The sequence below is a fragment of the Bradyrhizobium sp. USDA 3240 genome, assembly GCF_054063295.1.
Genome location: NZ_JBSSGD010000002.1, coordinates 6,733,648 through 6,755,796 on the forward strand (window position 1 = coordinate 6,733,648; position 22,149 = coordinate 6,755,796).

Genomic DNA, 22,149 nt, shown 5'->3' on the forward strand with positions numbered 1-22,149 from the left:
AGCGTTTTCAAGCGAAGTGGGTATCGGCTTCGCGTGATGAAAACGCGTCAAAACAAAAATCCAGAGCTCCGTTCCGATTCAATCGGAGCGGATAAGGGCTCTAGGCGAGCTTGACGGTCTCGGTCTTGTAGTCCTTGCCGAGGGTCTCGAACACCTTGGCAACGATGCTCTTGGCGTCGAGACCCGCGCGGGCATACATCGCCGCCGGCGAGTCATGGTCGAGGAACACGTCGGGCAGGATCATCGAGCGGAACTTGAGCATGCCGCTGTCCAGCATGGCGTTGTCGGACAGGTACTGCATGACATGCGAGCCGAAGCCGCCGATCGAACCTTCCTCGATGGTGATCAGGATCTCGTGGTCGCGGGCGAGCTTCATGATCATCTCCTCGTCGAGCGGCTTCATGAAGCGCGCGTCGGCGATGGTGGCGGAGAGGCCGTGAGCAGCGAGCTCATCGGCGGCCTTCTCGCACTCGGCGAGGCGGGTGCCGAACGACAGCAGCGCGACCTGCTTGCCCTCGCGGACGATACGGCCCTTGCCGACCGGCAGGGGGACGCCGACTTCCGGCATCTCGACGCCGCGGCCTTCGCCGCGCGGATAGCGCAGCGCGCTCGGACGATCGTTGATCGCAACCTGGGTCGCCACCATGTGAACCATTTCCGCCTCGTCGGAGGCCGCCATGATCACGAAGTTCGGCAGGCAGCCGAGATAGGCGTTGTCGAACGAGCCTGCATGGGTCGCGCCGTCGGCGCCGACCAGGCCGGCGCGGTCGATCGCGAAGCGGACCGGCAGGCTCTGGATCGCGACGTCATGGACCACCTGGTCATAGCCGCGCTGCAGGAAGGTCGAATAGATCGCGCAGAACGGCTTGTAGCCTTCGGTGGCGAGGCCGGCGGCGAACGTCACCGCATGCTGCTCGGCGATGCCGACGTCGAAGGTGCGGTCCGGGAACGCCTTGTTGAAGATGTCGACGCCGGTGCCCGACGGCATCGCCGCGGTGATGGCGACGATCTTGTCGTCCTTCTGGGCTTCCTTGACGAGGCTCTGGCCGAACACGTTCTGGTAGGCCGGCGCGTTCGGCTTGGCCTTGGCCTGGGTGCCGGTCGCGACGTCGAACTTGACCACGGCGTGGTACTTGTCGGCGGAAGCCTCGGCCGGACCGTAGCCCTTGCCTTTCTGGGTCACGACATGAACCAGGATCGGCCCGGTCTCCATGTCGCGGACGTTCTTCAGCACCGGCAGCAGATGGTCGAGATTGTGGCCGTCGATCGGGCCGACATAATAGAAGCCGAGCTCCTCGAACAGCGTGCCGCCGTCCATCATGAAGCCGCGGGAATATTCCTCGACGCGGTTGGCGCGGTTGGCGAGGATCTTCGGCAGGCGCTTGTTGATCTGCTTGGCCGCCTCGCGCAGCGAGCGGTAGGTCTTGCCCGAGTAGAGGCGCGACAGGTAGGCGCTCATCGCGCCGACCGGCGGGGCGATCGACATGTCGTTGTCGTTGAGGATCACGATCAGGCGCGAGTTCATCGCGCCGGCGTTGTTCATGGCCTCATAGGCCATGCCAGCCGACATCGCGCCGTCACCGATCACGGCGATAACGTTGTTCTTGCCGCCGGAGAGGTCGCGCGCCACGGCCATGCCGAGGCCGGCCGAAATCGAGGTCGAGGAGTGCGCAGCGCCGAACGGATCGTAGTCGCTCTCGGTGCGCTTGGTGAAGCCGGAGAGGCCGCCGGCGGTGCGCAGGGTGCGGATGCGGTCGCGGCGACCGGTCAGGATCTTGTGCGGATAGGCCTGGTGGCCGACGTCCCAGATCAGGCGGTCGCGCGGGGTGTCGAAGATGTAGTGGATGGCGGTGGTCAGTTCGACCACGCCGAGGCCGGCGCCGAAATGGCCGCCGGTCACCGACACGGCGTCGATGGTTTCCTGGCGGAGCTCGTCGGCAACCTGCCGCACCTGCTCGACCTTCAGCTTGCGCAGGTCATCCGGCGTGTGAATAGTGTCAAGAAGCGGCGTTTTACTAAATGTGGTCACAGCGAATTTCCAATTTTTGCCTGTCGGAACGAAGGCCCGACGCGAGATGGGTTGGCGCGCTCACCGCGCAGCGAATGCCAGACACTGGGTGCCGTCCCGGCAGGCCCTGCCTGGTTGTAAGCCTAGATTCACTCCGGATTGGACCACGTGATATGCATCACCTTGGTCGCTCTTCACCCGTCCCGGTTCAGTTTTGTCGAACCATTTGAGATGCATGCCGCCCGAAAAATTCGGGCCGCCCGACACCCTCAAATGCCCATAGAACTGGAAGCATTACACCAAAGCCGTAGCCAAAGCCAACCCGATAGGGCGTGCAGGGTTCCTATGCGCCGTCCTGAAAAGTCTAGACTTTTCAATGCTTGGGCTAGGATCGGGTTCCATTTTGGCTATTTTAGCGGCAGCCCCGATGGTCCGGATCGGCCTGATTCGCAGCCGCACCCGATTGCCGCGGTCGCCCGCTGCGTCGTCGTCCAAGGGAAATGCACAGCAACAATCGCCCGCCGAGGCGGACATCCTGTCGCATGATCGCAGTGTATCGGCGCTACTGCACGTCGAGCGGCTCGGTGCCGGTCGGCTGGCCCGAGGCGTCGGTGGTGATCTTGTCGACGCGGGCTTCGGCCTGGCGCAGCAATTCCTCGCAGCGCCGCTTCAGCGCCTCTCCGCGCTCATAGATCGCGACCGATTCCTCAAGCGGGACCTTGCCGTCCTCGAGCCGCTTGACGATCGATTCGAGTTCCTCGATCGCGCGTTCAAAGGAGAGCTTCTTGACGTCGGCTTGAGTATTTTCGGCCATTATGTGTTCCCAGTGCGCCGATCAGACCGTGATCGGATCTCGTCGTCCAAACATGACTCGTCGCAGGCCATGCTTGCCCCGGCGCAGAATCAATCGAATTTTTGCGGGGGTATTGTGGCGGGGATTTACCTGCCCATCAATGCGGTGACGTGAGATGCCACCGACTCTTTCAGGCCCTCGAGGTCGTAGCCGCCCTCCAGCACGGAGACGACGCGACCGCCGGCGCTCCTGTCGGCGAGGTCCATCAGCTTGCGCGTGACCCAGCCGAAATCCTCGCCGGTCAGGTTGATCGAGGCCAGCGGATCGCGGTGATGCGCGTCGAAGCCCGCCGAGATCACGACGAGTTCGGGGGAGAACTTCTCGAGCTGCGGCAGGATGAGGTTCTCGAAGGCAGAGCGGAATTTGGCGCCGCCGTCGCCGGGCGAAAGCGGCGCGTTGACGACGGTGTCGTGCTCGCCGCGCTCGCCGGCAGCGCCAGTGCCGGGGAACAGCGGCATCTGATGCGTCGAGCAGTACATCACGGTCGGATCGGCCCAGAAGATATCCTGCGTGCCATTGCCGTGATGGACATCGAAATCGATGATCGCAGCGCGCTTGATGCCGTATTTGCGCTGCGCGTGGCGCGCGGCGATCGCGACATTGTCGAAGAAGCAGAAGCCCATCGGCGTCGACTTCTCGGCGTGATGCCCGGGCGGGCGCACCGCGACGAAGGCGTTTTGGTGCTTGCCCTCCATCACCGCATCGGTCGCCGCCACTGCGCCGCCGACGCCGCGCATCACGGCTTCCCAGGTGCCCGGCGACATCGAGGTATCGCCGTCGATGTAAATCATGCCGGAGGTCGGCGCGATGTGGCGCAGCTCGCCGACATAGTGCTCGCCATGACACAGCAGCACGTTGTCGAGGTCGCCTTCCGGTGCGAGGTCGCGCACCAGCGCCTTGAAACGGTCTTCGCCAAGCACCTCGGCAACCGCGCGCAGCCGGTCGGGGCGTTCGGGGTGTCCGGGTGGCGTCAGGTGATCGAGGCAGGCGGTGTGCGTCAGAAGCAGTGTCATGCAAATTCCCGGCGCATTGGGGGCGCGTGCGAGGAGCGTCTAATTTAGGCCGTTACCGGCTCGCCGGAAAGGCCTGTCTCGGCCCCACGGATGTTCCATGTCCGCACTTCAATTGATCCGCTCGATCCGCTTGCCCGCCGCCGGGCCGACCGGGCTGTTGGCCTTGAAGTAGGCATAGAGGGCATCGACGTCGTAGATGCCGAATTGCTGCGCCGTGCCTTCCTTGAACACCGTGAAGCCGTCGCCTCCCTCGGCGAGATAATTGTTCACGGTGACGCGATAGCTCGCGGCCGGGTCGATCGGCTTGCCGTCGAGCGACATCCGCGCGGCGATGATGCGCGCGCCGTCGCCCTTGCTCGCATCCCATGCATAGGCAAAGCCCTTCGAGACCTGTAGCGCACGCGGCCGTTTCGGGTCGGCCCATTGCTGCTCCAGCACATCCTTGAGCTGCTTGCCGATCAGCGTCATCGTCACCAGCTGGTTGCGGAACGGCTGGCTGGCGAAGATGTCGGCATAGGTGACGGCGCCGTCCTCGCGCTTGACGATGTCGGTGCGCACGCCGCCGGGATTGGTGAAGGCGATCACCGCGCCGCCATTCGGCTCGGAGCTCGTCGCGCGCAGCTGCGCGTCGGCGACGATATCGCCGAGCACGCTTTCGCCGGTCTCGGCAGGCGTGCGCGACAGCGTTTCCGTGACCGAGCCGGCCGCGCGGTTGGCGATCGGCGCGGCGAGCCGGTCGTAGGATTCCAGGAGCGCGCTCTGCTCCGGGTCCTTGGCTGTGCCGCCGATCATCACGATGGTGTTGTCGGCCTTGGCGCTGATCACGTCGTGGCTGTTCGGATCGAGCTGAAGATCGATCGCGGTGACCAGCGTGCCGTATTTGTCGCCTGATGTGACGAGCCGTCCGTCGATCTCGCAGACATAGGCCTGGTGGGTGTGGCCGGAGATCACGACGTCGACCGCCTTGTCGAATTTCTTGACGATGTCGACGATCGGCCCGGAGATGCCGGGGCATTCATTATAGTCGCCGGTCGGAAAGCCGCCCTCGTGGATCAGGACCACGATCGCCTCGACGCCCCTTGCCTTCAGCTCGGGGACCAGCGCATTGACGGTCTCGGCCTCATCGCGGAATTCGAGGCTCGAGACGCCGGCCGGCGACACCAGGTTCGGCGTGTTCTTCAGCGTCAGCCCGATGAAGGCCACCGGAATGCCGTCGAACTCCTTGATCTCGTAGGGCGGAAACACCGGTTTGCCGGTGGCCTTGTCGATCGTGGAGGCGGCGAGATAGCGGAATTTGGCCCCCAGGAAGGGATGCGGCCCCTGGCATTTGTCGACCGGGTGGCAGCCGCCATTCTGCATCCGCAAGAGCTCGTCCTTGCCCTCGTCGAATTCGTGGTTGCCGACCGACGAGATCGCAAGCCCCATCATCGACAGCGACTCGATGGTCGGCTCGTCGTGGAACATCGCCGACAAGAACGGGCTCGCGCCGATCAGGTCGCCGGCCGCGACGAAGATGTTGTTGTTGTGGCCTTCGCGCAACCGCTTGACGACCGTTGCCAATCGTTCGGCGCCGCCGGCGGGCACCATGATCTTTTTTGTTGCATCAGCGGGATCGGTGATGCGGATGCCGCCCGGCGGCGGCCGCAGATAGCCGTGGAAATCGTTGATCGCGAGAATCCGCAGGCTCACCAGCGCTGCGGTCTGCGCCAGGCAGGGGCTTGCCGTGGCCAGTCCGAGTGCGCAGAGCGCGGCGAGGGGCGTAAGGCGATGCTGTCTCATGACCTGTCCATGGCGTGCACGATCATGGAACACACGATCATGGCGCGACGCCACTACAATTTTGCGACGCTTCGTTTCAATCTTTGGTACGCGCCATGAAGGCCTTGAAGGCGCTGACCGCCTCGTTGGAGCGCATCCGCTCGCTGAACAGATGGTTCTCCTGCTCGATGCGGCGGGTGACGTCCTCCGGCGGCAGCCGGATCAGGCGGCGCGAGATCGCCACCGCCTCGGCCGGCAGCGCGCAGATCTCTCGCGCCACCTTGTGCGCCTCGACCTCGGCATGTCCCGGCGCCACCACGGTGTTGACGAAACCGGCGACGCGGGCGTCGTCGGCCGACATGGTGCGGCCCATCACCAGCATCGCAAAGGCGCGCTGATGGCCCATCGTGCGCGGCACCAGAAGGCTGGAGGCGCCTTCCGGTACCAGGCCGAAATTTGAGAACGGCGTCGAGAACAGCGCGGTCTTGCTCGCCAGCACATAGTCGCAGTGAAACAGCATCGTGGTGCCGATGCCCATCGCGACGCCGTCGACGGCGGCAATGATCGGCTTCACATTGTGGGCCAGTGAATACAGGAACTTGACCAGGTCGGAGGCGGGCGGCGTCTCGCCGGTCGAGGTGCCCTGCGCGAGCAGGTCCTCGATGTCGTTGCCCGCGGTGAACACGCCGGAGCCGCCGGTGATGATCAGGCAGCGGATCTTCGGATTGTTCTGCGCCTTGTCGATCGCATCGCTGATCGCGCGAAACATCTCCTGGGTGATCGCGTTCTTCTTCTCGGGCCTGCGCAGCCGGATCACGCGTGTGGCGGCTTCGTCGGTGACTATGACATGCGCGCTCATCAAGCAGTCCCAGGGTAAGCGGTCCGAGTGTCGGCCGGCAGCGTCGCCGGCTGAGGTCGTGACCGCTATCCTACATGATCCCGTGCAAGCCCCAAGGGCTCCAGCGTGTTCTGCTCTGCTTTTCCCCGTGGGCGAGTATGAGAACGGCGCAATGCAGTTAACCGGAATTCGCGATTTCCGGGGTGCCGGCCGCGCAAGCCGAACCGCGGCCGTCGCACGTATCCCTGCATCGTGCTCCGCTCAGCCGCGCCCGACGAACGAGCCGATGCCCCGGCCGACCTCGGCGCCATGCTGGAACAACGCGCCGAGATGATCGCCGGGGACCGACATCGCATCAAGGCCGTTCTCCGCGGCAAAGCGCTGCATCGGCGCATGCGGTCCGTCGTCCTGTCCGTTCCAGAGCAGCACGGGCACGCGTGAGGAGAGCACGGCGTCCCTGGCGCCATCGATCTGGCCGAGCGCATCGAAGCAGGCGCGCACGCCGCCTTCGAGGTCGGACGTCACCCATCCCGTGAGCTGCGGCGCGGTGCGGCGTGCAAACGTCATGAAGGCGCCATACGTCAGCGGGCCGGCGTTGCCGCGCGGCAGCCCGGTAACAAAGTCCCAGCCGCCGATTGCCAGCGACGCCAGCCGGGTCGGGAAGAACCGGGCGACGCCGACCGCCACCCAGCCGCCCATCGAATGTCCAACCACGTGGGCGCGCTCGTGGCCGAGATCATCGATCACGGCGACGATATCGCCGGCACGTTGTTCCTGATCGTAGAATTCGGGATCGGCAGGCTTGTCGCTCAAACCATGTCCGAGCGAATCGACGCAGACGACGCGGAAGCGATCGGCGAGCGCGTCGACCACGCCGCACTGCTTCCAGCTGGCGGCGTCGAGCAGCAGGCCGTGCTGCAGCACGATCAGTGGCCCGGATCCTTCAACAGTGTAATGGATGCGCTGGCCCCGGTGATTGGCGAATTGCATGTTTGGAGTTCCCCACGTTTCACCGACAGGTGAGCGTGGCGGCGGCGGGATTCAAGACCTCGTTCCGGATCGGGAACCGGTCCGCGACGCCCGATCGCGTGCGGAACCTGGCGCTCAAAGCGTTTTCGAGCGAAGTGGATACCGGTTCGCGTAAAGAAAACGCGTCAAAACAAGAATCTAGAGCTTCGTTCCGATTCGATCGGAACGAAGTTCTAGCTGCCCCAGACGGTGGCTTCGCGCCAGCCGAGGTCCTTGAACTCGGCTTCCCGCAGCGGCGCCTCGCCGGCAGCGAAGAATTCGTCGAGCTGCGGCGGCTTGACGGTGGTTTCGGAGAGCATCGCGTGGGCCTGGCCGCGATGATGGATCTGGTGCTGAAACAGATGCATCAGAAGGCGGTCGCGCCGCTCGGTCTGCACGGAAGTGTCGCGGTTGACCTTGACCACTTCATCGAGCCGTTCAGGCGTCAGCGCATCGCAGTGAACGATCAGGCGCTGGTCGATCGCACGTTGCGCAGCCTGCAGCGCCGCGACCGACGGCACTTCATTGGCCCACGCCTTCGGCCCGAGCCAGCCTCCTTCGAGCGCATCGACATAGAAGAGGTCGATGACATGGATGTGGTTCAGCGTCGCCTGCAGGCTCGGGAAGAATCCGGTCCACGCGGCGGCGAACTCCGTCTGGCTGAGCCCGGCGCATGCCGTGAGCAGGCGATGATTAGCCCAGGCATTGTTGTAGGCAAAGGCGCGAAAGGTCTGAACGAGGCCTGCTTGCATATTGGTCCTCACTGGATTGAAGGGATCAGGCCGGCGCTCCGGCCAGGCGGCCGACCCGCGATAGCAACAGCTTCAGGATCGGGGACTTGTTGGCCTTGTGATAGGCGAGCACGAGATCGAGCGTCGGCGGCTCTCCCTGCACCGGGCGGGTGGTGATGCTGTCGGGCAGATAGCGCGCCGTGTAGGCCGGCAGCAGCATCACACCGTGCGTCGAGGTGATCATCGATATCGCGTGCACGACGTTGTGCACCTCGTGCTCCGGCCTTGGATCGATGCCGGCGCGGTTGAAATAGTCGAGCACGACCCGGCGCACCGCCGGCGCGGATTTGGACGGCAGATAGAAGGTCTCTTCTGCGATGTCTTCCGGTGCGACGGCTGACCGCGCGGCCAGCCGATGGCTGCTCGGAAACACGAACACCAGCGGGTCGGTGCGCACGCGCTTGTACGCCAGATCCTCCATGTTCTCGTCGGCGCGCATGAAGGCCGCATCGAGCTTGCGCCGCATCAGGGCTTTGGCGAGCAGAGGCGAGTATTCGCTCGACAGGCGGATGTCGATGCCGGGAAACTCCTCGCGCAACAGGCGGCTCACCTGGGGCAGCAGATCGATTTCGGCGCCCGACAGGAAGCCAAGCGAGAAGACAGGCTTCGGCGGCTGGGCTGCGCGCAGCGCCGCTTCCTTGGCGGCTTCGGCCTGCAGCAGCGCCATGCGGGCATGGTCGAGGAATGCCTTGCCGGCGGCGGTCAGCTCGATGCCCTGCGCGCCGCGATTCAAAGTTGTACGCCGACCTCCTCCTCGAGGTCGCGGATCTGCCGGCTGAGCGAAGGCTGCGAGGTGTGGAGCTTCTGCTCGGCGGCGACCGTCAGGCTGCCGGCATCGGCCACGGCCACGAAATAGCGCAGATGCCGAAGCTCCATCGCAGTCTCCCGATCACGGCCTGCCCATCGCGTTGCCATCTCTCGCAGGCATGTCTCGCAAGCATGGGGCCAGCTTACAAAGTCTTTTTCAAGCCGGCCAGCGCCCTCTATAGCGAAGCGTATTCCCAGTGCGGGCCCTGCCTCACAGGCAGAGGGGCCGCGCGAAGCCAGGCCGGACCTTGCGCATGCGGATGAGCCTCAGAGCATTGCTGTTGCCGCTGCTGGTGCTGACAGCGCCCGGCGGCGCCGCCGCGCAATCACCGGGCAATCAAACGAGGGCAAGCGCCATGGAACAGGACGTCGCAACGATCAAGCAGGCACTTGCCGGAAACTGGGAGAGCATCGCGCCCGAGATCCGGCCGAGCAAGAATCCGGATGGCTCGATCAAGCCGTTCTATCTCAAGCGCGCTTTCACCTATCAGTCCTCCGACCGGTTCGAGCTCGTGGTGGTCAACTCGGCCGATCCATACGGTAAGTTGCCGCTGGCGCGGATCAGGATTGTCGGACACATGCAGTGGCAGGGCGCGCATCCGATCGCACCGGGGGCGCAGAAGGTCGACTTCATCGCCGACGAGGCCTACGAGGTCACGCCGCTGGCACAGGGCTTTGTCGATGTCCTCAACAAGGTCGCTGCTGCCGGCTACGCGCCGTGGGCGGTCGAGGCGCCGCAGAGCATCTTCGGCAAGTCGTTCCTCCCGTTCGGTCTCAAGGAAGGGACGAACTTCATGGAATACGACCTGATCTATCTCAGGGGCGATCAGCTGTTCTGGGGCGCCCGCAATGTCGACGGCCGCGGTTTCGACACCGAGCAGAACAGGCCGACCAATCTGCAGATTCCGCTGGTCCGCAAGTAACCCTGATCAAGTAACCCAGACAGCGTCAAGGGAGCGAAGCCATGAACGCGTCGAACCAGGATCGCCGCGTCCAGTTCGTGCTGGACGCGTTCGATACCCTGTTCAACAAGCGCGATTACGCCGCCGCCGAGCGGCTCTGGTCACAGCGCTACATCCAGCACAGCGCGCACATCGCGCCCGGCCGGGACGGGCTGTTCGATCTCGTCAAGGGCTTGCCCGCGACGCTGCGCTATGAGAACCATGTCGGCGCGGCGAGCGGCGATTTCGTCATTCTGCACGGCCGGTTCAGCGGTCATGGTCTGCCGGCGGCATGGGTCGTCGCCGACATCGTGCGCATCGAGGGTGACGTGCTCGCCGAGCACTGGGACGTCATCCAGGACGAGGCGACGCGCGAACAGTCGCGCAGCGGACTGCCGATGTTTGGCGATCGCTTTCCCGGCTGAGCCGGCCCAGCGAGCGCGTGCGGCGGCTGGGGAGACCGGACATGCAACTCGCGAAGAACGTGATCGACGTCGGCCTTTCCACCAACAATCTGGAGCCGATGCTGCGATTCTGGCAGCAGGATGCCGGGCTTCGCTTCGATCATGTGCAACCGATCCGGCGCGGGCAGAAGCAGTACCGGCACGACGCGCATGGTTCGGTCATCAAGCTCAACCATCATGTCGAGCCGCTGCCGGATGCGGCACCGAGCGGCTATCGCGAATTGATCGTTGCGCGCGACGGCGTTGGAGCGCCGCAGCGCATGGCCGATCCCGACGGCAACAGCGTTTGCCTGGTGCCGCCTGGACATGACGGCATCACCCAAATTGCGGTTGCCGTGGCCGTGCGCGACCTCGCCGCGCATCGCAAATTCTACGGCGAAATTCTCGGCTTCGCCGAGCAATCCTGGTCGGGCGGTCCGGCGTTTCGCCTCGGCGACAGCCTGATCCTGCTCAGGGAAGATCGGGCCGCGGCCGTCGATCCGGTCCGGGGCGCGCGCGGCTGGCGCTACATCACGCTGCAAGTCGCCGATATCGACGCGGTGCATGGCGAACTGCGTGCCAAGGGCGTCCGCGAGGGCCTCGCGCCGGTGACGCTTGGCGAGGTCGCGCGAATTTCCATGATCCTCGATCCGGACGGCAACTGGATCGAACTGTCCCGCCGCGCATCGATCGTCGGCAGCCTGTCCGACCACTAGAGCGTCCTCGCGCGAAGTGGAGGCCGGTTCGCGAGAAGACCGGGGGGCCTTTGCCGGGCAAATTTCTTGACGTTCGGTTGCGCGCCGACGCACCTAACCCGTCTTATTCGTCAGAGGGCGCCTGAGAGGCTGGCGAGCGTGGTGTAAAGCGCTGAAGCGGCGTAGGATTCGGTTGCAAAGCCAACCCCATCACCTTCAGCCGCGAACAGCACGGCCGCCATGACCGATGATACGATCCTGCCCTTCTCGTTTCCAGCCGTTCACGCCAAGAAAGTCACAGCTGCCTTCGATGGCGGTCGGCTGACCTCGAACGGGGGCGTGATGCTTCTGGCGATGGCCGAGCGGCGCCTCGGCTTGGCCGACAATTTGGCCCGCGTGTTCCCGGATCGGCGCGATCCGACGCGGGTCGTGCACAGCCTTGTCGATATGTTCCGCGCGCGCATGTTCGCGATCTGCTGCGGCTACGAGGACGCCGACGACCTCGATCATCTGCGGTCCGATCCCGCATTCAAGCTGGCCTGCGGACGGCTGCCGGACACGGGTCGCGATCTGTGTTCCCAACCGACGCTGTCGCGGCTGGAGAATGCTCCGCGCCTTCGACGCATGGATGGATAGCTACCCGCGCGAGCCGGCATCCGTCACGCTCGACATCGATGATACCTGCGATGTCGTCCACGGCCATCAGCAGCTCTCGCTGTTCAACGCTCATTATGACGAACGCTGCTTCCTGCCGATCCACGTCTACGACACGGAGAAGAGCCGGCCCGTGGCGGTCGTGCTGCGGCCCGGCAAGACGCCGGGCGGCGTCGAGGTGCGTGCCCATCTGCGCCGCCTGATACGGCATATCCGGACGCGGTGGCACAACACGCGAATTACGTTCCGTGGCGACGGGCGCTATGCCCGGCCGGAGGCAATGGCGTGGTGCGAGACCAACGGCATCGACTACATCTTCGGTCTCTCCGGCACCAAGCCGCTCGCCAGAAAAGTCGACGAGGCCGCCGACGGCATCCGCACGCGACGCGCCATCGAGAACCTGCCGGTTCTGCGTGGCTATACCGAGACGCGCCACAAGGCAAAGTCCTGGGATCGCGAACGACGTACCGTCGCCCGTATTGAGGCGACGATGCTCGGCCTCGACATCCGTTTCGTCGTCACCAGCCTCGATGTCGGCTCGGCCGAGTGGATCTACGACAGCCTGTATTGCGCGCGCGGCCAAGCCGAGAATCTGATCAAGCTGCATAAGACGCAGCTCGCCTCCGATCGCACCAGCTGCCGTTCGGCGCTCGCCAATCAAGTCCGCCTCGTTCTCGACACCGCCGCTTATTGGCTGATGCTGACCGTGCGCGACGCGATTCCCAAAGCCCGGGAATTGGCCACAGCCGAGTTCGCGACGCTGCGTCTTCGTCTCTTGAAACTCGCTGCCCGTGTCGTCGAGACCACGAGCCGCGTTTGCCGCGGCATGTCCCGAAGCCGACCTGATCCGCGGCTTGCCAGGCGCGCTGCTGCCGCTCGGTCCTTGACCGGCGGGGCGTCCGCCCCCGTTCGCCCAACCTACACCTCAAGCGCGTTGCAAAGTGCCGGTCGTCAGGCGGTGAAAGGCCGAAGGCAATCCCGCGCGCCTCGTCAGAGCAGATGTGCGGCCACATCAATCGGACCAAAAAAACGCACTCTCACGAATAGGACGGGCTAATGCCGCGTTATGCCCCGATTGAGGCTGACCTGAAACAGCGGCCCCTCGTTCGTGCGGACCTCGAACACCAGCAGACTGTGTTTGTCCGACGGCGGGTTGTCTTTCGCCATGCTGAGCAATGACTGCATCGCTTCGTGGGCAGCAGTCTCCTCGTCGCGCAGCTCGATACCCTGCCTGTCGGCATAGAGCTCTTCGCCGTTGCGGATGTCGAAATAATAGCGGGTTGCCAATTGCGGCTCCCTCTTTGCGATGGGAGCTGCCCAGGCTCTCGAGTGCCGGCGCGCTGAATTCACCCGGCAGCGCCGCACTCTGCGTCAAGAGGTCCGAATTTGCTACTCAACAATGATATCGATTCAAGGAACCGCTCACGCAGTCGCTCGGGTGACCCGCTCTCGTCTTCCGGCTACGATCTCAAACGCTTGAACCGCGAGAGATAAGTTCCGGAACTGGCAATTGCACCTTGCATAGCTGAGATAAGTGTATACTTGTGTCGGATCGACTGGCCTTGAGCCTTGTAGATCGGTCCGTGCGGACCCTTTTCCAAAGACATCGTCGGATGAAGGTGAGAACGCGTGCTTGCAGCACTGCGGCTGAGCTTTCGTCATGTTGTTGATCGGCTGCCGTTTCACGGATGTACTGGAATGGCAGTGCGGCCCGCTCTGTCACCGATAGAGCGGGCTTTCGTATTTGTCCGTTCAATGTACCGAGAGCGTTTTCGAGCGAAGTGGGTACCGGTTCGCGTGAAGAAAACGCGTCAAACGAGAAGCTAGAGCTTCGGTTCTGATTCAATCAGAACTGAAAGGGCTCAGCGCCGCGAGAGGTGATCCATTGCAGGTTCTTGTCAGGGACAACAATATCGACCAGGCGCTGCGCGTTCTGAAGAAGAGGCTGCAGCGTGAGGGCGTCTTCAGGGAGATGAAGCGCCGCCGATCGTTCGAAAAGCCTTCGGAAAAACGGATTCGAGAGAAGGCCGAGGCCGTGCGGCGAGCGCGCAAGCTTGCGCGCAAGCAGGCGATCCGCGAGGGATTGATTGCGGCTCCCCCGAGGAAGCCCAAAGTATTGACGCCGAAATTCTCTGCACCCGGGCAATCGCCACCGCGAACAAGCGGCTCGCCGGAGCGTTAGTCCGTACCGCAATCCGGTTGGAGGGAGCGTGCAAGATGACGCAGCGACCTTATCGAGGCAACGGATGCCTCCAGGAACGTCTCTCCGATGAAATCTGCCGTCGGCGAGACCAGGATCGGTATGTTCGATCGAGGGACGAAAAGCGACGGCAGCGTGCGCAGAATCTGGCCGGCGCGGCCATCAACGCAATGGCCGATCATTCGGCCAGCAGGATCGATCAGTCTGCCCGCAAGCGTGATTTGCTGGACGGCCCCAGGGAGTTTCGCTCGTCTCGCTGGGATCGTTGATCGGCATCCGGCTTCCCTGCGCCCTCCGCTCAAGAGAGGGCGGAACGAGAGCTCGGATTAATCGGGTCACTCGAACGCGAAAGTATGGTCCGCCGGCAGCGCAACGTACTCGCCGTCGTCCTGGCGAAAGCCAGGACCCATCACCCCAAATGCTCATTGTTGTATGACGCCGGGCCACGATCTCGTTCACGATCAAATGCGGTGGCTATGGGTCCTGGCTTTCGCGAGGACGACAACGATGAGTTCCGCCTGTGCCCGGGCGAGATTGCGAGGCCTACCCCGCCAGCACCGCATCCGCACCGGTCACCGCCTCGGCGCTCTCCGTCACGGTCTTTTCCAGTGACGGCGCCTGCACAGAGATGTTCTCGGCGAAGAAGCGCGCCAATGCGACGTAGCGCTGCGGCTCGGCTTCGCCGTTGGCTTTCGCGGCCAGCGCCTCGCCGGCAAGCATGCAGCCGCCGAGCGTGGCGCCGAACAGCCGCAAATAGGGCGTCGCGCCGGCCAGCGCCTCGTTCGGCGCGGAGGTCAGCCGCTCGAGCAGCCATTTGCTGCTGCGCTCCAGCGCGGCATGGGCGTCGCGGAGCTTGGCGCCGCTGGTGCCGAACGCCGGATCGTTGGAGGTCTCGACCTGCTTGATGGTGGCGGCGAGCTCGTCGAGCAGCGCCCACACCGAAGCGCCGCCATTGGCGCCCAGCTTGCGGGTGACGAGGTCGATCGACTGGATGCCGTTGGTGCCTTCATAGATCGAGGTGATGCGGGCATCGCGGTAATGCTGCGCGGCGCCGGTCTCCTCGATGAAGCCCATGCCGCCATGCACCTGCACGCCGAGATAGGCGACCTCGTTGCCGATGTCGGTGGAGAACGCCTTGGCGATCGGGGTCAGCAATGCGCCGCGTGCTGCGGCGTCGGCACGGACCTTGGCGTCCTTGGCGCGCACCGAGACGTCGAGCGCGACCGCGGTCGCGTAGCAGATCGTGCGCGCCGCAGCCGTCATGCTGCGCATCTGCATCAGCATGCGCTTGACGTCGGGATGCACGATGATCGGATCCATCCCGTCGCCCTTGTGGCCGATCGCTTTGCCTTGGCGGCGCTCCTGCGCATAGGCCAGCGCCTGTTGATAGGCGCGGTCGGCAATGCCGACGCCTTCGAGGCCGACGCCGAGGCGGGCCTGGTTCATCATCGTGAACATGCAGCGCATGCCCGCGTTTTCCTCGCCGATCAGAAAGCCGATCGCGCCGCCCTTGTCGCCCATGGTCATGGTGCAGGTCGGCGAGGCGTGCATGCCGAGCTTGTGCTCGACGCCGCTCGCATGGATGTCGTTGCGTTCGCCGAGCGAGCCGTCGGCATTGACCATGAATTTCGGAACCAGGAACAGCGAGATCCCCTTGGTGCCGGCGGGCGCATCGGGCAATCGTGCGAGCACGAAATGCACGATGTTGTCGGTCATGTCGTGCTCGCCATAGGTGATGAAGATCTTGGTGCCCTTGATGCGGTAGGTGCCGTCACCCGCACGTTCGGCGCGGGTGCGCAGCGCGCCGACGTCGGAGCCGGCGTTCGGCTCGGTGAGCTGCATGGTGCCGGTCCATTCGCCGGTGACGAGCTTCTCGAGATAGATTTTCTTCAACTCCTCGCTGCCATGCGCATCGAGCGCCTCGATCGCGGACAGCGTCAGCAAGGGGCAGAGGCCGAAGGCGACGTTCGATGCGCTCCAGATCTCGGTGCAGGCGGCGTTGATCGCGAGCGGCAGGCCCTGGCCGCCGAACGCTTCCGGCCCGGACACCGCGTTCCATCCCGCTGCGGTCCAGCGCTGATAGGCGTCGGGCCAGCCGGGTGCGGTCGTCACCTTGCCGTTGTCGAGCATGATGCCGTGCTCGTCGCCGACCTTGTTCAGTGGCGCCAGCACATCGGAGGCGAACTTGCCGGCTTCTTCCAGCACCGCAGCGGTGATGTCGCCATCGAAATCGCCGTAGTGGCCGGCCGCCACGGCGGCAGCGAGCCCCGCACCATGGTTGAGCGACAGCAGGATATCGTTGATCGGCGCACGGTAGGTCATGGCGTTACTCCCGACGAGGCGTTTGGAAATTGTCTTCCCATGAAACAAGCGGCCTCTCAACTGTCCGAGCGGACATCGCCCGGTCCGTTTCGGCCACCGCAGCGTCGCCCTTATAAGTCGCCCTTATAATAAGGGTGCCCGTATCAACCTGCGGCTTTCGTGCCTTTTCGCACGCCGCCCTGTTGAAAAGGCCGGACTCACCCTATAGACCGGCGTGGCCTTCGATCGGCGCGTTGGGGCGTAGCCAAGCGGTAAGGCAGCGGATTTTGATTCCGCCATTCGGAGGTTCGATCCCTCCCGCCCCAGCCATTCGCGCGACATCAGTTAAGTATCTGAAAAATCACATGTATAGGCCAGAATTGGTCGGCTTCCGCAGGTTGGCGTCAGTCTTCGCCATGTCGACGGCGTCCGGGGCGAAAGCCTTGGAAGTGGTTCGCCCGCCGCTGCAAGTTCCCGTTTTGGCGAGCGATCCCGGGGAGGCCGATTCGATCGCGCCTGCCAGCCGAGACAGTCTTCTTCGTTGACTGTCTTCGGCACGGAGAGTGAGGCGCGGCCAGCCGGCGCGCGATCGGGCTGCCGTGGCTACCGCTCCGGGGTCTGCAGCGCGGCGTACGAACACCGGATCTCAGGCATTCGCGGCGTTGTCGCGAATAACCTCGAACGGCAAGGAGGGGACGTCGTATTCGGTGATGTCCAGCTTCCAGATGCGGTGGTCATCCGTGCCGCCGGCCGGCGCAAATCCGAGCTTCTTGTACAGGTCGCGCACCAACCCGTTCTTGGCGGTGGGCAAGTAGCTTCCCTTGAGCGTGTCGACGCCATTCAAACGGCAATGGCGGACGAGCTCGGCAATGATGGCTTCCTCAACCCGTCGTCCGAGGACCCGGCAGCTCATCAACCAGGTGTCGATGTCGTAGGTCGTGTCCTTCTTTCGCGCGATCACGACGCCGATGACCCCGTTGTCACCAAAGCGGTCGCGAAGCCTGATCTGGAAGGTCAGGCAATCGGGCGAACGCGACATGGTCTCGACTTCGGAATGCGTGTAGCGCCGCGTCGTCAGATTGAACTGATTGGTCTTGTTGATGAGCTGCGCGATCCGCCCCAGATTGACGGCATCGAACGCGTGGAATTCGATCGTCATGCCAAGCGACGCTAGGAATTCTTCCATGTCGCGGGACTTCGCCGACAGCTCCGCGCGCTGGGCATTTGCCTGATAGAGGTCGCCGCGCTGACGATCCTCTTCGGAAAACGTCACGGCTTCGAAATAGCCCGCGTTCAGGAGCGTGCGCGCATAGAGCGAAGGATCGGTGGGCAGCTCGGGCACCGCCACCATCGGCAGCGCCTTTCGGACCTGGCTCCGCTCGGCGGGGTTGTCGTCGAGCAGCACCATGGAATCCAGCCCGATGTTAAGCGTCTTGGCGATGGCTTCGATGTTGGTGGCCTTGTCGCTCCAGTTGGCCTGAAAGACCGCAATATGCTCCAGCTTCAGCGACATCTCGGGATGCTCCCGGAACGGCTGTCGCGCGACTTCATCCGTATTCTTCGAGGATACCGCCAGGATGACGCCGCGATCGCGCAGCTGAAGCGCCGTTCGCTGGATTTCGGTGAAGGCCTCGCCGACCCCGTCGCCCTGACCGAGAACGATCCCTTCCAGTCCGTCGTCGCCGATCGTGCCGCCCCAGAGCGTGTTGTCGAGATCGAGCACGAGGCATTTGCGGGCGTTGCCGCGGATGGCGCCGAGCAGCCGTCCGACATATTCAACGTAGACCGGCACCATCGTCTGCGCGAATGGCAGCTTGTAGAGATTCCATTGAACGGGATTGTGCCAGTTCTGGGTGCCGATCGATTCCGCCAGGGCGGCGACGTCGAGGATGTAGTCACCGCGCTTCGCGGCGAGCTCTCGAAGCCCGTCGTTGAAATCCTGGATCTGGCGGCGCATCGACATGGATACTTGCGCGTCCATGCTTCCGAACAGTGGCTGCGGAGGGCAGGCAACGGTCTGGAAAATGACCGGCACACCGGCGCCGCGCTCAAGACCTTCGCGTATCATGCCCACGTAGTCGAGGGCGGACTGGTTCGACGCGCCGCTGCCGCCGTTGTTGAGGGGCAAGCCGTGGAAATCGAGCGCCAGCAGAATGGCGTCCGGTTTGCAGGAGTTGATCGCGGAGGATGGATCGAGCGCTTCCTGCGCAACCTGATCGTAATCAGCCTGGGTGACGCGGAGCATGACGCCATGACGCGCGGCACCAGCGGCAAGCGCAGGGGTGAACAAGCACGTCGTACCGTTGCCGAGCAATCCAAGATGAAATTCGCGAAGCGGCGAAATCGCCTTCTTCTTGGTTCGCGCGCGTTCGATGCTCTTCGAAAGGCGCGTGAGCTGGTCTGTGTTGAGGTTCTTGGCGGCAAGTGCGGCGATCTCGGCGCCGTTGGGCTCATCGGTTGCGTCAAGCGCGCTGCAAAGCGCCTTGAAGTCCGCCGGCGGCGCCTCTAACCAGGGCAGTTCTTGAAGCTGAAACGTCATGGCGTCGACCCCAGGATGGAATCATTCATCTAGAAGTTTGGATCCGGCGGTGCCGCTGGCGATCAATTTCTCACCCGCGTACACCCGAAACTTAAGGCTGACGGTATGAGTGGATTGCGACACATGAGTGAGCTCGCCGTTAAAGGTCGCTTCCTCGTCGATGTAGAGCGGCTTGTTGAAGTCGATCCGCCAGCTCGTCGCCAGCCCGAGGTCACCCGGCAAGTGCATTCCGACCAGATACGAAAGTCTGGCGACCGTGAGCGCGCCGTACACCACGGGCCCTGCGAATCCGCGGCTTCGCGCGAATTCGGAATCGATATGAATGCGGCTCGAATCTCCCGACAGCTTCCGGAAGGTATCCATCTCGCTCTGACCGATCCGGAACGGAAGCGAGACGGTCATGCCTTCCTTAAGCTCGTTCCACAGCAGCACTCGTGGCTGTTCGCTCAACGCGCAGCTCTTTGACGAATGACGTTGACGAACTCGCCGACGTTCTTCAGGGCAGCAACCTCGCCAGTCGAGAACTGGATCTTGAACTCCACCTCGACAGCGACGACCAGCCGAATATTGCTGAGGCTGTCCCACGCCGGCACTTCTGCCGCAGTCATTTCCGGATGCGGCGTTAGCGTGTCGTCGTCGAAGACGTCCCGGAAAATCGGCGTGAGGCGGGAATAGATTTCCTCGTCAGTCATCACAATCATCCCATGATTTGGGTGAGACGGCGGCGTCGAAATTGCCGAGCAAGCCCCGTAAAATCCGCCTTTTCGGCGCGAGAACTAGCAGATGGCTCCGCCATTCACGAGAACTAGCAGATGGCTCCGCCATTCACAAGGCTCCCTCATCGTCTTCCGATCATGGCGTCCAGGGGCGGGCCCAGTTCCGCGCTCAGTTGGGCGTAGCCGGCCTTATCGAGATGGACGTGATCGAGGAATTCGGACGCTGGAAGGGTAGCGAGCGGCCCGACGTAAACGCGCTCCGGAGGTCGCGGTGAGATGATTTGCACGAGTTGAGCCTGCAGCTCGGCAAACTTTTGCTTCGGAAGCAGGTCGGGCAATACTTTGGGATTCTCGGTCGCGTAGAAGATCAGCGTGCGCTGCTTTGCCTCCGACACGCGGCGCAGGATCCGATCCAGGGCTTGTCGTTGCGGGTTGTCCGGGGCCAGATCGATCTTCTCGTACCGCGCTCGTGCCCGCATCAGCAGCACGACATCGCCAAGGTCATCGCTCGTGGCCCCGGTCGAGCCTTGCAGCCATTTGTCCGCGGCATCTCGCAGGCCCACCAGGAAGTTGAAGGGACTGCCGTCGAACCACAGGGCTTGGAGATAATCGCGAGACCGGTACAGAAACCACCAGTTGGCGAGTGCGTCGTGGCTCCATCGCGTGATTCCGCCATCCTTGCCGGTGGAATAGGTACCGTTGGCATCCACGGAGAGGGTGTCCAACCAGAGACGGGTTCTGGTTTCACCTTCCCGATCGAAATCCCGGGAGAAAGACCGCAGGCTCAGATCGAACACGATGGCATCCGGCTTCGAGGGCAGCACGATGCGCACAAGGTTCTCAAGGTCGGTCGGAAGCGTTCCGTTCATGCCGAAGTTGGCGACGAGTACCTTTTGACCGGGATGCTTTTCGGCAAGCCAATTCTGCAACTGGTTCGACAAGGTATGCGCCTGCCAGGCAGCATCGCCCTTGTCCCGCATGGCGCGGCCGAAGATCAAGGAGTCGCCCAGGACGGCAACCTTCAATCCGTCGAACTTTCGAAACTCTTCGAGCTTGGCGTAAAGAGCTGTCGGTGACTGGACGTCGATCGTTGCCCGAAAGATGCCGCTGGCTGGAGCGGCCATTCGCAGGACAACATCCAGACAGGCCAGTATCGCGATCAGCGCGACAACCGTCACTCCCAACCGGGAGAGAACGTCGCGGCCCCGGGATCCCTTTGTTTTTGGAGTCTCGACCATCAGCGTTCAGAAATTCTGGTAAACGAACAGGGCTTGGCCGGTGTTCGACAGCAGCACGATGATGGCGATCTTCGCGGCCAGCCACACGATCTTGAGAATGTCGTCGCGTCCCAATGTCATGGATACAGCCCCAGCATCTTGCCGTAGATCGCGCCCCACTCCGAGTAGGATTTGAGCCAAAGGATCAGCGTTGTCGAGACGAATGCGTAGACGAGAAAGCGGCGAAGATAGATCGAAGGCCCGGTGGCGACCGGCCCCTTCTTGACGCCGACATATTTGCGGACGAGCTGGCTCGCAACCAGCGCTCCGCCGTGCACGGTGCCGAAGGCCAGAAAGCCCCACGTCACCCCATGCCAAAGCGCGATCAGGATCATCGAGAGGAAGTACACGGCCGATATCAGGGCAAACTGAATACTGCGGGGCGCCTTCTTGATGACAATGAAGTTGAGCGGCGTGAAGACGTAGTCCCTCACCAGCGTGCTGAGCGAGATATGCCACCGATTCCAGAATTCCTGGATCGTCGTTGAATCGAACGGCCGATTGAAGTTTTCAATCAACCTGAAGCCCATCAGCGAGGCCGTGCCGATCACGATGTCGCAGTAGCCGCTAAAATCGAGATAGATCAGGCCGAGCTGAGCCAGGGCCCCCACCCACAACATCGGCCCCGACATTTGCGTGGCATTGTCGAATGAAAAGATGCCGAACGCCGAGAGATTGTCGGCGATGACGAACTTCTTGATCATCCCGTTGGCGATGCGATGAAGCGCAGGGATGACGGCCTTGGAATCGAAGGCAGGAGATGCCAGCTGCTGCTCGAAGCTCCGATAACGCTCGATCGGGCCGGCCAGCAATGCGGGAAAGAACAGCACGTAGGTGCAAAATCGAAGGAAGCTCGGCCGTTCGATGAATTCCACTTCCATCAGGTAGCTCACGCAACGGAACACCATGTAGGAAATGCCGATGATGTGGACCGGCATGTAATGGAACGGGTTGGCCCCTCCCAACAGTCGGGGGTCTCGCGCGAGAAACAGGAAGATCCAGAGCAACGCTACGACGAGCAGTTGCGCTTCCATGGTAAAGCGCGCGCCGCGTTGCTTGCGAAACAGGCCGATCCCGTATGAAGCGGCAAGGAAGCCCGCCAGGACGATGATCGACGCCGGATCGAATCCGAAGCTGACGAAGAACGCGAAGCTCAGGAGCAGCAGGGCGATACTGCGCGCCATCTGCAGATTGACGGCGCAGCAGATGACGATGGCGGCCGCCGATATGTACAGAAACTCGAAGCTGTTCAGGGAGGGCCCGCTAACGACGGCGGCCGCTGATTGGAAAAGCATGGCATCCCTTCT

General features: G+C 63.2%; 20 protein-coding genes, 1 tRNA gene and 1 pseudogene. 6 read left to right on the plus strand and 16 right to left on the minus strand.

Translation table 11 applies throughout. The features are described from left to right. Nucleotides 1-100 precede the first annotated feature (100 nt). The 9 genes from dxs to ACVIGA_RS32640 all read right to left on the minus strand — a co-directional run bounded on the left by dxs (nucleotide 101) and on the right by ACVIGA_RS32640 (nucleotide 9,145). Nucleotides 101-2,029 carry a 1-deoxy-D-xylulose-5-phosphate synthase gene (dxs, locus tag ACVIGA_RS32600; protein WP_456669215.1) on the minus strand — a complete coding sequence of 643 codons (1,929 nt, stop codon included), beginning with the start codon at nucleotides 2,027-2,029 and terminating at the stop codon, nucleotides 101-103. Between the two features lie 541 nt (nucleotides 2,030-2,570). After that, nucleotides 2,571-2,822: an exodeoxyribonuclease VII small subunit gene (locus tag ACVIGA_RS32605; protein WP_028334494.1), complete on the minus strand. Its 252-nt coding sequence runs from the start codon at nucleotides 2,820-2,822 to the stop codon at nucleotides 2,571-2,573. Between the two features lie 125 nt (nucleotides 2,823-2,947). Next, nucleotides 2,948-3,874 carry a histone deacetylase family protein gene (locus ACVIGA_RS32610; protein WP_456669216.1) on the minus strand — a complete coding sequence of 309 codons (927 nt, stop codon included), beginning with the start codon at nucleotides 3,872-3,874 and terminating at the stop codon, nucleotides 2,948-2,950. Nucleotides 3,875-3,982: 108 nt separating this feature from the next. Then, nucleotides 3,983-5,653: a bifunctional metallophosphatase/5'-nucleotidase gene (locus ACVIGA_RS32615; protein ID WP_456669217.1), complete on the minus strand. Its 1,671-nt coding sequence runs from the start codon at nucleotides 5,651-5,653 to the stop codon at nucleotides 3,983-3,985. A gap of 76 nt (nucleotides 5,654-5,729) precedes the next feature. Then, nucleotides 5,730-6,491 carry a crotonase/enoyl-CoA hydratase family protein gene (locus tag ACVIGA_RS32620; protein WP_456669218.1) on the minus strand — a complete coding sequence of 254 codons (762 nt, stop codon included), beginning with the start codon at nucleotides 6,489-6,491 and terminating at the stop codon, nucleotides 5,730-5,732. Between the two features lie 240 nt (nucleotides 6,492-6,731). Then, entirely contained in the window at nucleotides 6,732-7,460 is a 729-nt protein-coding gene (locus ACVIGA_RS32625; protein WP_456669219.1) for an alpha/beta fold hydrolase, read from the minus strand. 212 nt (nucleotides 7,461-7,672) lie between these two features. After that, on the minus strand, nucleotides 7,673-8,230 hold the full coding sequence (locus tag ACVIGA_RS32630) for a DinB family protein (protein ID WP_456669220.1): 558 nt from the start codon (nucleotides 8,228-8,230) through the stop codon (nucleotides 7,673-7,675). Nucleotides 8,231-8,255: 25 nt separating this feature from the next. Continuing rightward, nucleotides 8,256-9,002 (minus strand): LysR substrate-binding domain-containing protein, encoded by a 747-nt coding sequence (locus tag ACVIGA_RS32635; RefSeq protein ID WP_456669221.1) that lies wholly within the window; start codon nucleotides 9,000-9,002, stop codon nucleotides 8,256-8,258. After that, nucleotides 8,999-9,145 carry a LysR family transcriptional regulator gene (locus tag ACVIGA_RS32640; RefSeq protein ID WP_456669222.1) on the minus strand — a complete coding sequence of 49 codons (147 nt, stop codon included), beginning with the start codon at nucleotides 9,143-9,145 and terminating at the stop codon, nucleotides 8,999-9,001. Before ACVIGA_RS32640 ends, ACVIGA_RS32635 begins: the two co-directional genes overlap by 4 nt. A gap of 185 nt (nucleotides 9,146-9,330) precedes the next feature. On the opposite strand from ACVIGA_RS32640, the gene ACVIGA_RS32645 reads away from it, so the two are divergent. The 4 genes and pseudogenes from ACVIGA_RS32645 to ACVIGA_RS32660 all read left to right on the plus strand — a co-directional run bounded on the left by ACVIGA_RS32645 (nucleotide 9,331) and on the right by ACVIGA_RS32660 (nucleotide 12,696). Next, complete coding sequence (locus ACVIGA_RS32645) at nucleotides 9,331-9,999, plus strand: hypothetical protein (RefSeq protein ID WP_456669223.1); 669 nt, start codon at nucleotides 9,331-9,333, stop codon at nucleotides 9,997-9,999. A 41-nt stretch (nucleotides 10,000-10,040) separates the two neighbouring features. Continuing rightward, nucleotides 10,041-10,442 carry a nuclear transport factor 2 family protein gene (locus tag ACVIGA_RS32650; protein WP_456669224.1) on the plus strand — a complete coding sequence of 134 codons (402 nt, stop codon included), beginning with the start codon at nucleotides 10,041-10,043 and terminating at the stop codon, nucleotides 10,440-10,442. 41 nt (nucleotides 10,443-10,483) lie between these two features. Beyond that, the gene (locus ACVIGA_RS32655; RefSeq protein ID WP_456669225.1) at nucleotides 10,484-11,176 is read left to right on the plus strand and encodes a VOC family protein; all 693 of its coding nucleotides are present in this window, start codon (nucleotides 10,484-10,486) and stop codon (nucleotides 11,174-11,176) included. Between the two features lie 219 nt (nucleotides 11,177-11,395). Then, a pseudogene (locus tag ACVIGA_RS32660) lies at nucleotides 11,396-12,696 on the plus strand (IS1380 family transposase). Nucleotides 12,697-12,862: 166 nt separating this feature from the next. Here ACVIGA_RS32660 and ACVIGA_RS32665 read toward each other — a convergent pair. Next, a complete protein-coding gene (locus ACVIGA_RS32665; RefSeq protein ID WP_456669226.1) occupies nucleotides 12,863-13,096 on the minus strand; it encodes a DUF6894 family protein in 234 nt (77 codons plus the stop codon). A 598-nt stretch (nucleotides 13,097-13,694) separates the two neighbouring features. On the opposite strand from ACVIGA_RS32665, the gene rpsU reads away from it, so the two are divergent. Beyond that, nucleotides 13,695-13,991, plus strand: a complete 297-nt coding sequence (rpsU, locus tag ACVIGA_RS32670; protein ID WP_223969835.1) for a 30S ribosomal protein S21 — start codon at nucleotides 13,695-13,697, stop codon at nucleotides 13,989-13,991. A 561-nt stretch (nucleotides 13,992-14,552) separates the two neighbouring features. Here the strand turns inward: rpsU and ACVIGA_RS32675 are convergent. Then, on the minus strand, nucleotides 14,553-16,331 hold the full coding sequence (locus ACVIGA_RS32675) for an acyl-CoA dehydrogenase (RefSeq protein WP_456669227.1): 1,779 nt from the start codon (nucleotides 16,329-16,331) through the stop codon (nucleotides 14,553-14,555). A gap of 234 nt (nucleotides 16,332-16,565) precedes the next feature. Here ACVIGA_RS32675 and ACVIGA_RS32680 point away from each other — a divergent pair. After that, nucleotides 16,566-16,640 (plus strand) — tRNA-Gln (locus ACVIGA_RS32680). A 316-nt stretch (nucleotides 16,641-16,956) separates the two neighbouring features. On the opposite strand, the gene ACVIGA_RS32685 is transcribed toward ACVIGA_RS32680, so the two are convergent. From ACVIGA_RS32685 to ACVIGA_RS32705, 5 genes are all read right to left on the minus strand, one after another. After that, on the minus strand, nucleotides 16,957-18,849 hold the full coding sequence (locus ACVIGA_RS32685; RefSeq protein WP_456669228.1) for an HAD-IIIC family phosphatase: 1,893 nt from the start codon (nucleotides 18,847-18,849) through the stop codon (nucleotides 16,957-16,959). Between the two features lie 21 nt (nucleotides 18,850-18,870). After that, nucleotides 18,871-19,299, minus strand: coding sequence for a MaoC/PaaZ C-terminal domain-containing protein (locus ACVIGA_RS32690; protein WP_375779590.1), 429 nt, complete (start codon nucleotides 19,297-19,299; stop codon nucleotides 18,871-18,873). Next, entirely contained in the window at nucleotides 19,296-19,541 is a 246-nt protein-coding gene (locus tag ACVIGA_RS32695; RefSeq protein WP_157345131.1) for an acyl carrier protein, read from the minus strand. Before ACVIGA_RS32695 ends, ACVIGA_RS32690 begins: the two co-directional genes overlap by 4 nt. Nucleotides 19,542-19,687: 146 nt before the next feature. After that, the gene (locus tag ACVIGA_RS32700) at nucleotides 19,688-20,803 is read right to left on the minus strand and encodes a hypothetical protein (protein ID WP_456669229.1); all 1,116 of its coding nucleotides are present in this window, start codon (nucleotides 20,801-20,803) and stop codon (nucleotides 19,688-19,690) included. Nucleotides 20,804-20,919: 116 nt separating this feature from the next. Further along, on the minus strand, nucleotides 20,920-22,137 hold the full coding sequence (locus tag ACVIGA_RS32705) for an MBOAT family O-acyltransferase (protein ID WP_456669230.1): 1,218 nt from the start codon (nucleotides 22,135-22,137) through the stop codon (nucleotides 20,920-20,922). Nucleotides 22,138-22,149 lie beyond the last annotated feature (12 nt).

Bases quoted from the DNA above. Each gene is read 5' to 3' on its own strand.
- ACVIGA_RS32605 (WP_028334494.1), bottom strand. From the start codon at position 2,822: ATGGCCGAAAATACTCAAGCCGACGTCAAGAAGCTCTCCTTTGAACGC.
- ACVIGA_RS32610 (WP_456669216.1), bottom strand. From the start codon at position 3,874: ATGACACTGCTTCTGACGCACACCGCCTGCCTCGATCACCTGACGCCA.
- ACVIGA_RS32615 (WP_456669217.1), bottom strand. From the start codon at position 5,653: ATGAGACAGCATCGCCTTACGCCCCTCGCCGCGCTCTGCGCACTCGGA.
- ACVIGA_RS32620 (WP_456669218.1), bottom strand. From the start codon at position 6,491: ATGAGCGCGCATGTCATAGTCACCGACGAAGCCGCCACACGCGTGATC.
- ACVIGA_RS32625 (WP_456669219.1), bottom strand. From the start codon at position 7,460: ATGCAATTCGCCAATCACCGGGGCCAGCGCATCCATTACACTGTTGAA.
- ACVIGA_RS32630 (WP_456669220.1), bottom strand. From the start codon at position 8,230: ATGCAAGCAGGCCTCGTTCAGACCTTTCGCGCCTTTGCCTACAACAAT.
- ACVIGA_RS32640 (WP_456669222.1), bottom strand. From the start codon at position 9,145: ATGGAGCTTCGGCATCTGCGCTATTTCGTGGCCGTGGCCGATGCCGGC.
- ACVIGA_RS32645 (WP_456669223.1), top strand. From the start codon at position 9,331: ATGCGGATGAGCCTCAGAGCATTGCTGTTGCCGCTGCTGGTGCTGACA.
- ACVIGA_RS32650 (WP_456669224.1), top strand. From the start codon at position 10,041: ATGAACGCGTCGAACCAGGATCGCCGCGTCCAGTTCGTGCTGGACGCG.
- ACVIGA_RS32655 (WP_456669225.1), top strand. From the start codon at position 10,484: ATGCAACTCGCGAAGAACGTGATCGACGTCGGCCTTTCCACCAACAAT.
- ACVIGA_RS32675 (WP_456669227.1), bottom strand. From the start codon at position 16,331: ATGACCTACCGTGCGCCGATCAACGATATCCTGCTGTCGCTCAACCAT.
- ACVIGA_RS32685 (WP_456669228.1), bottom strand. From the start codon at position 18,849: ATGACGTTTCAGCTTCAAGAACTGCCCTGGTTAGAGGCGCCGCCGGCG.
- ACVIGA_RS32695 (WP_157345131.1), bottom strand. From the start codon at position 19,541: ATGACTGACGAGGAAATCTATTCCCGCCTCACGCCGATTTTCCGGGAC.
- ACVIGA_RS32700 (WP_456669229.1), bottom strand. From the start codon at position 20,803: ATGGTCGAGACTCCAAAAACAAAGGGATCCCGGGGCCGCGACGTTCTC.
- ACVIGA_RS32705 (WP_456669230.1), bottom strand. From the start codon at position 22,137: ATGCTTTTCCAATCAGCGGCCGCCGTCGTTAGCGGGCCCTCCCTGAAC.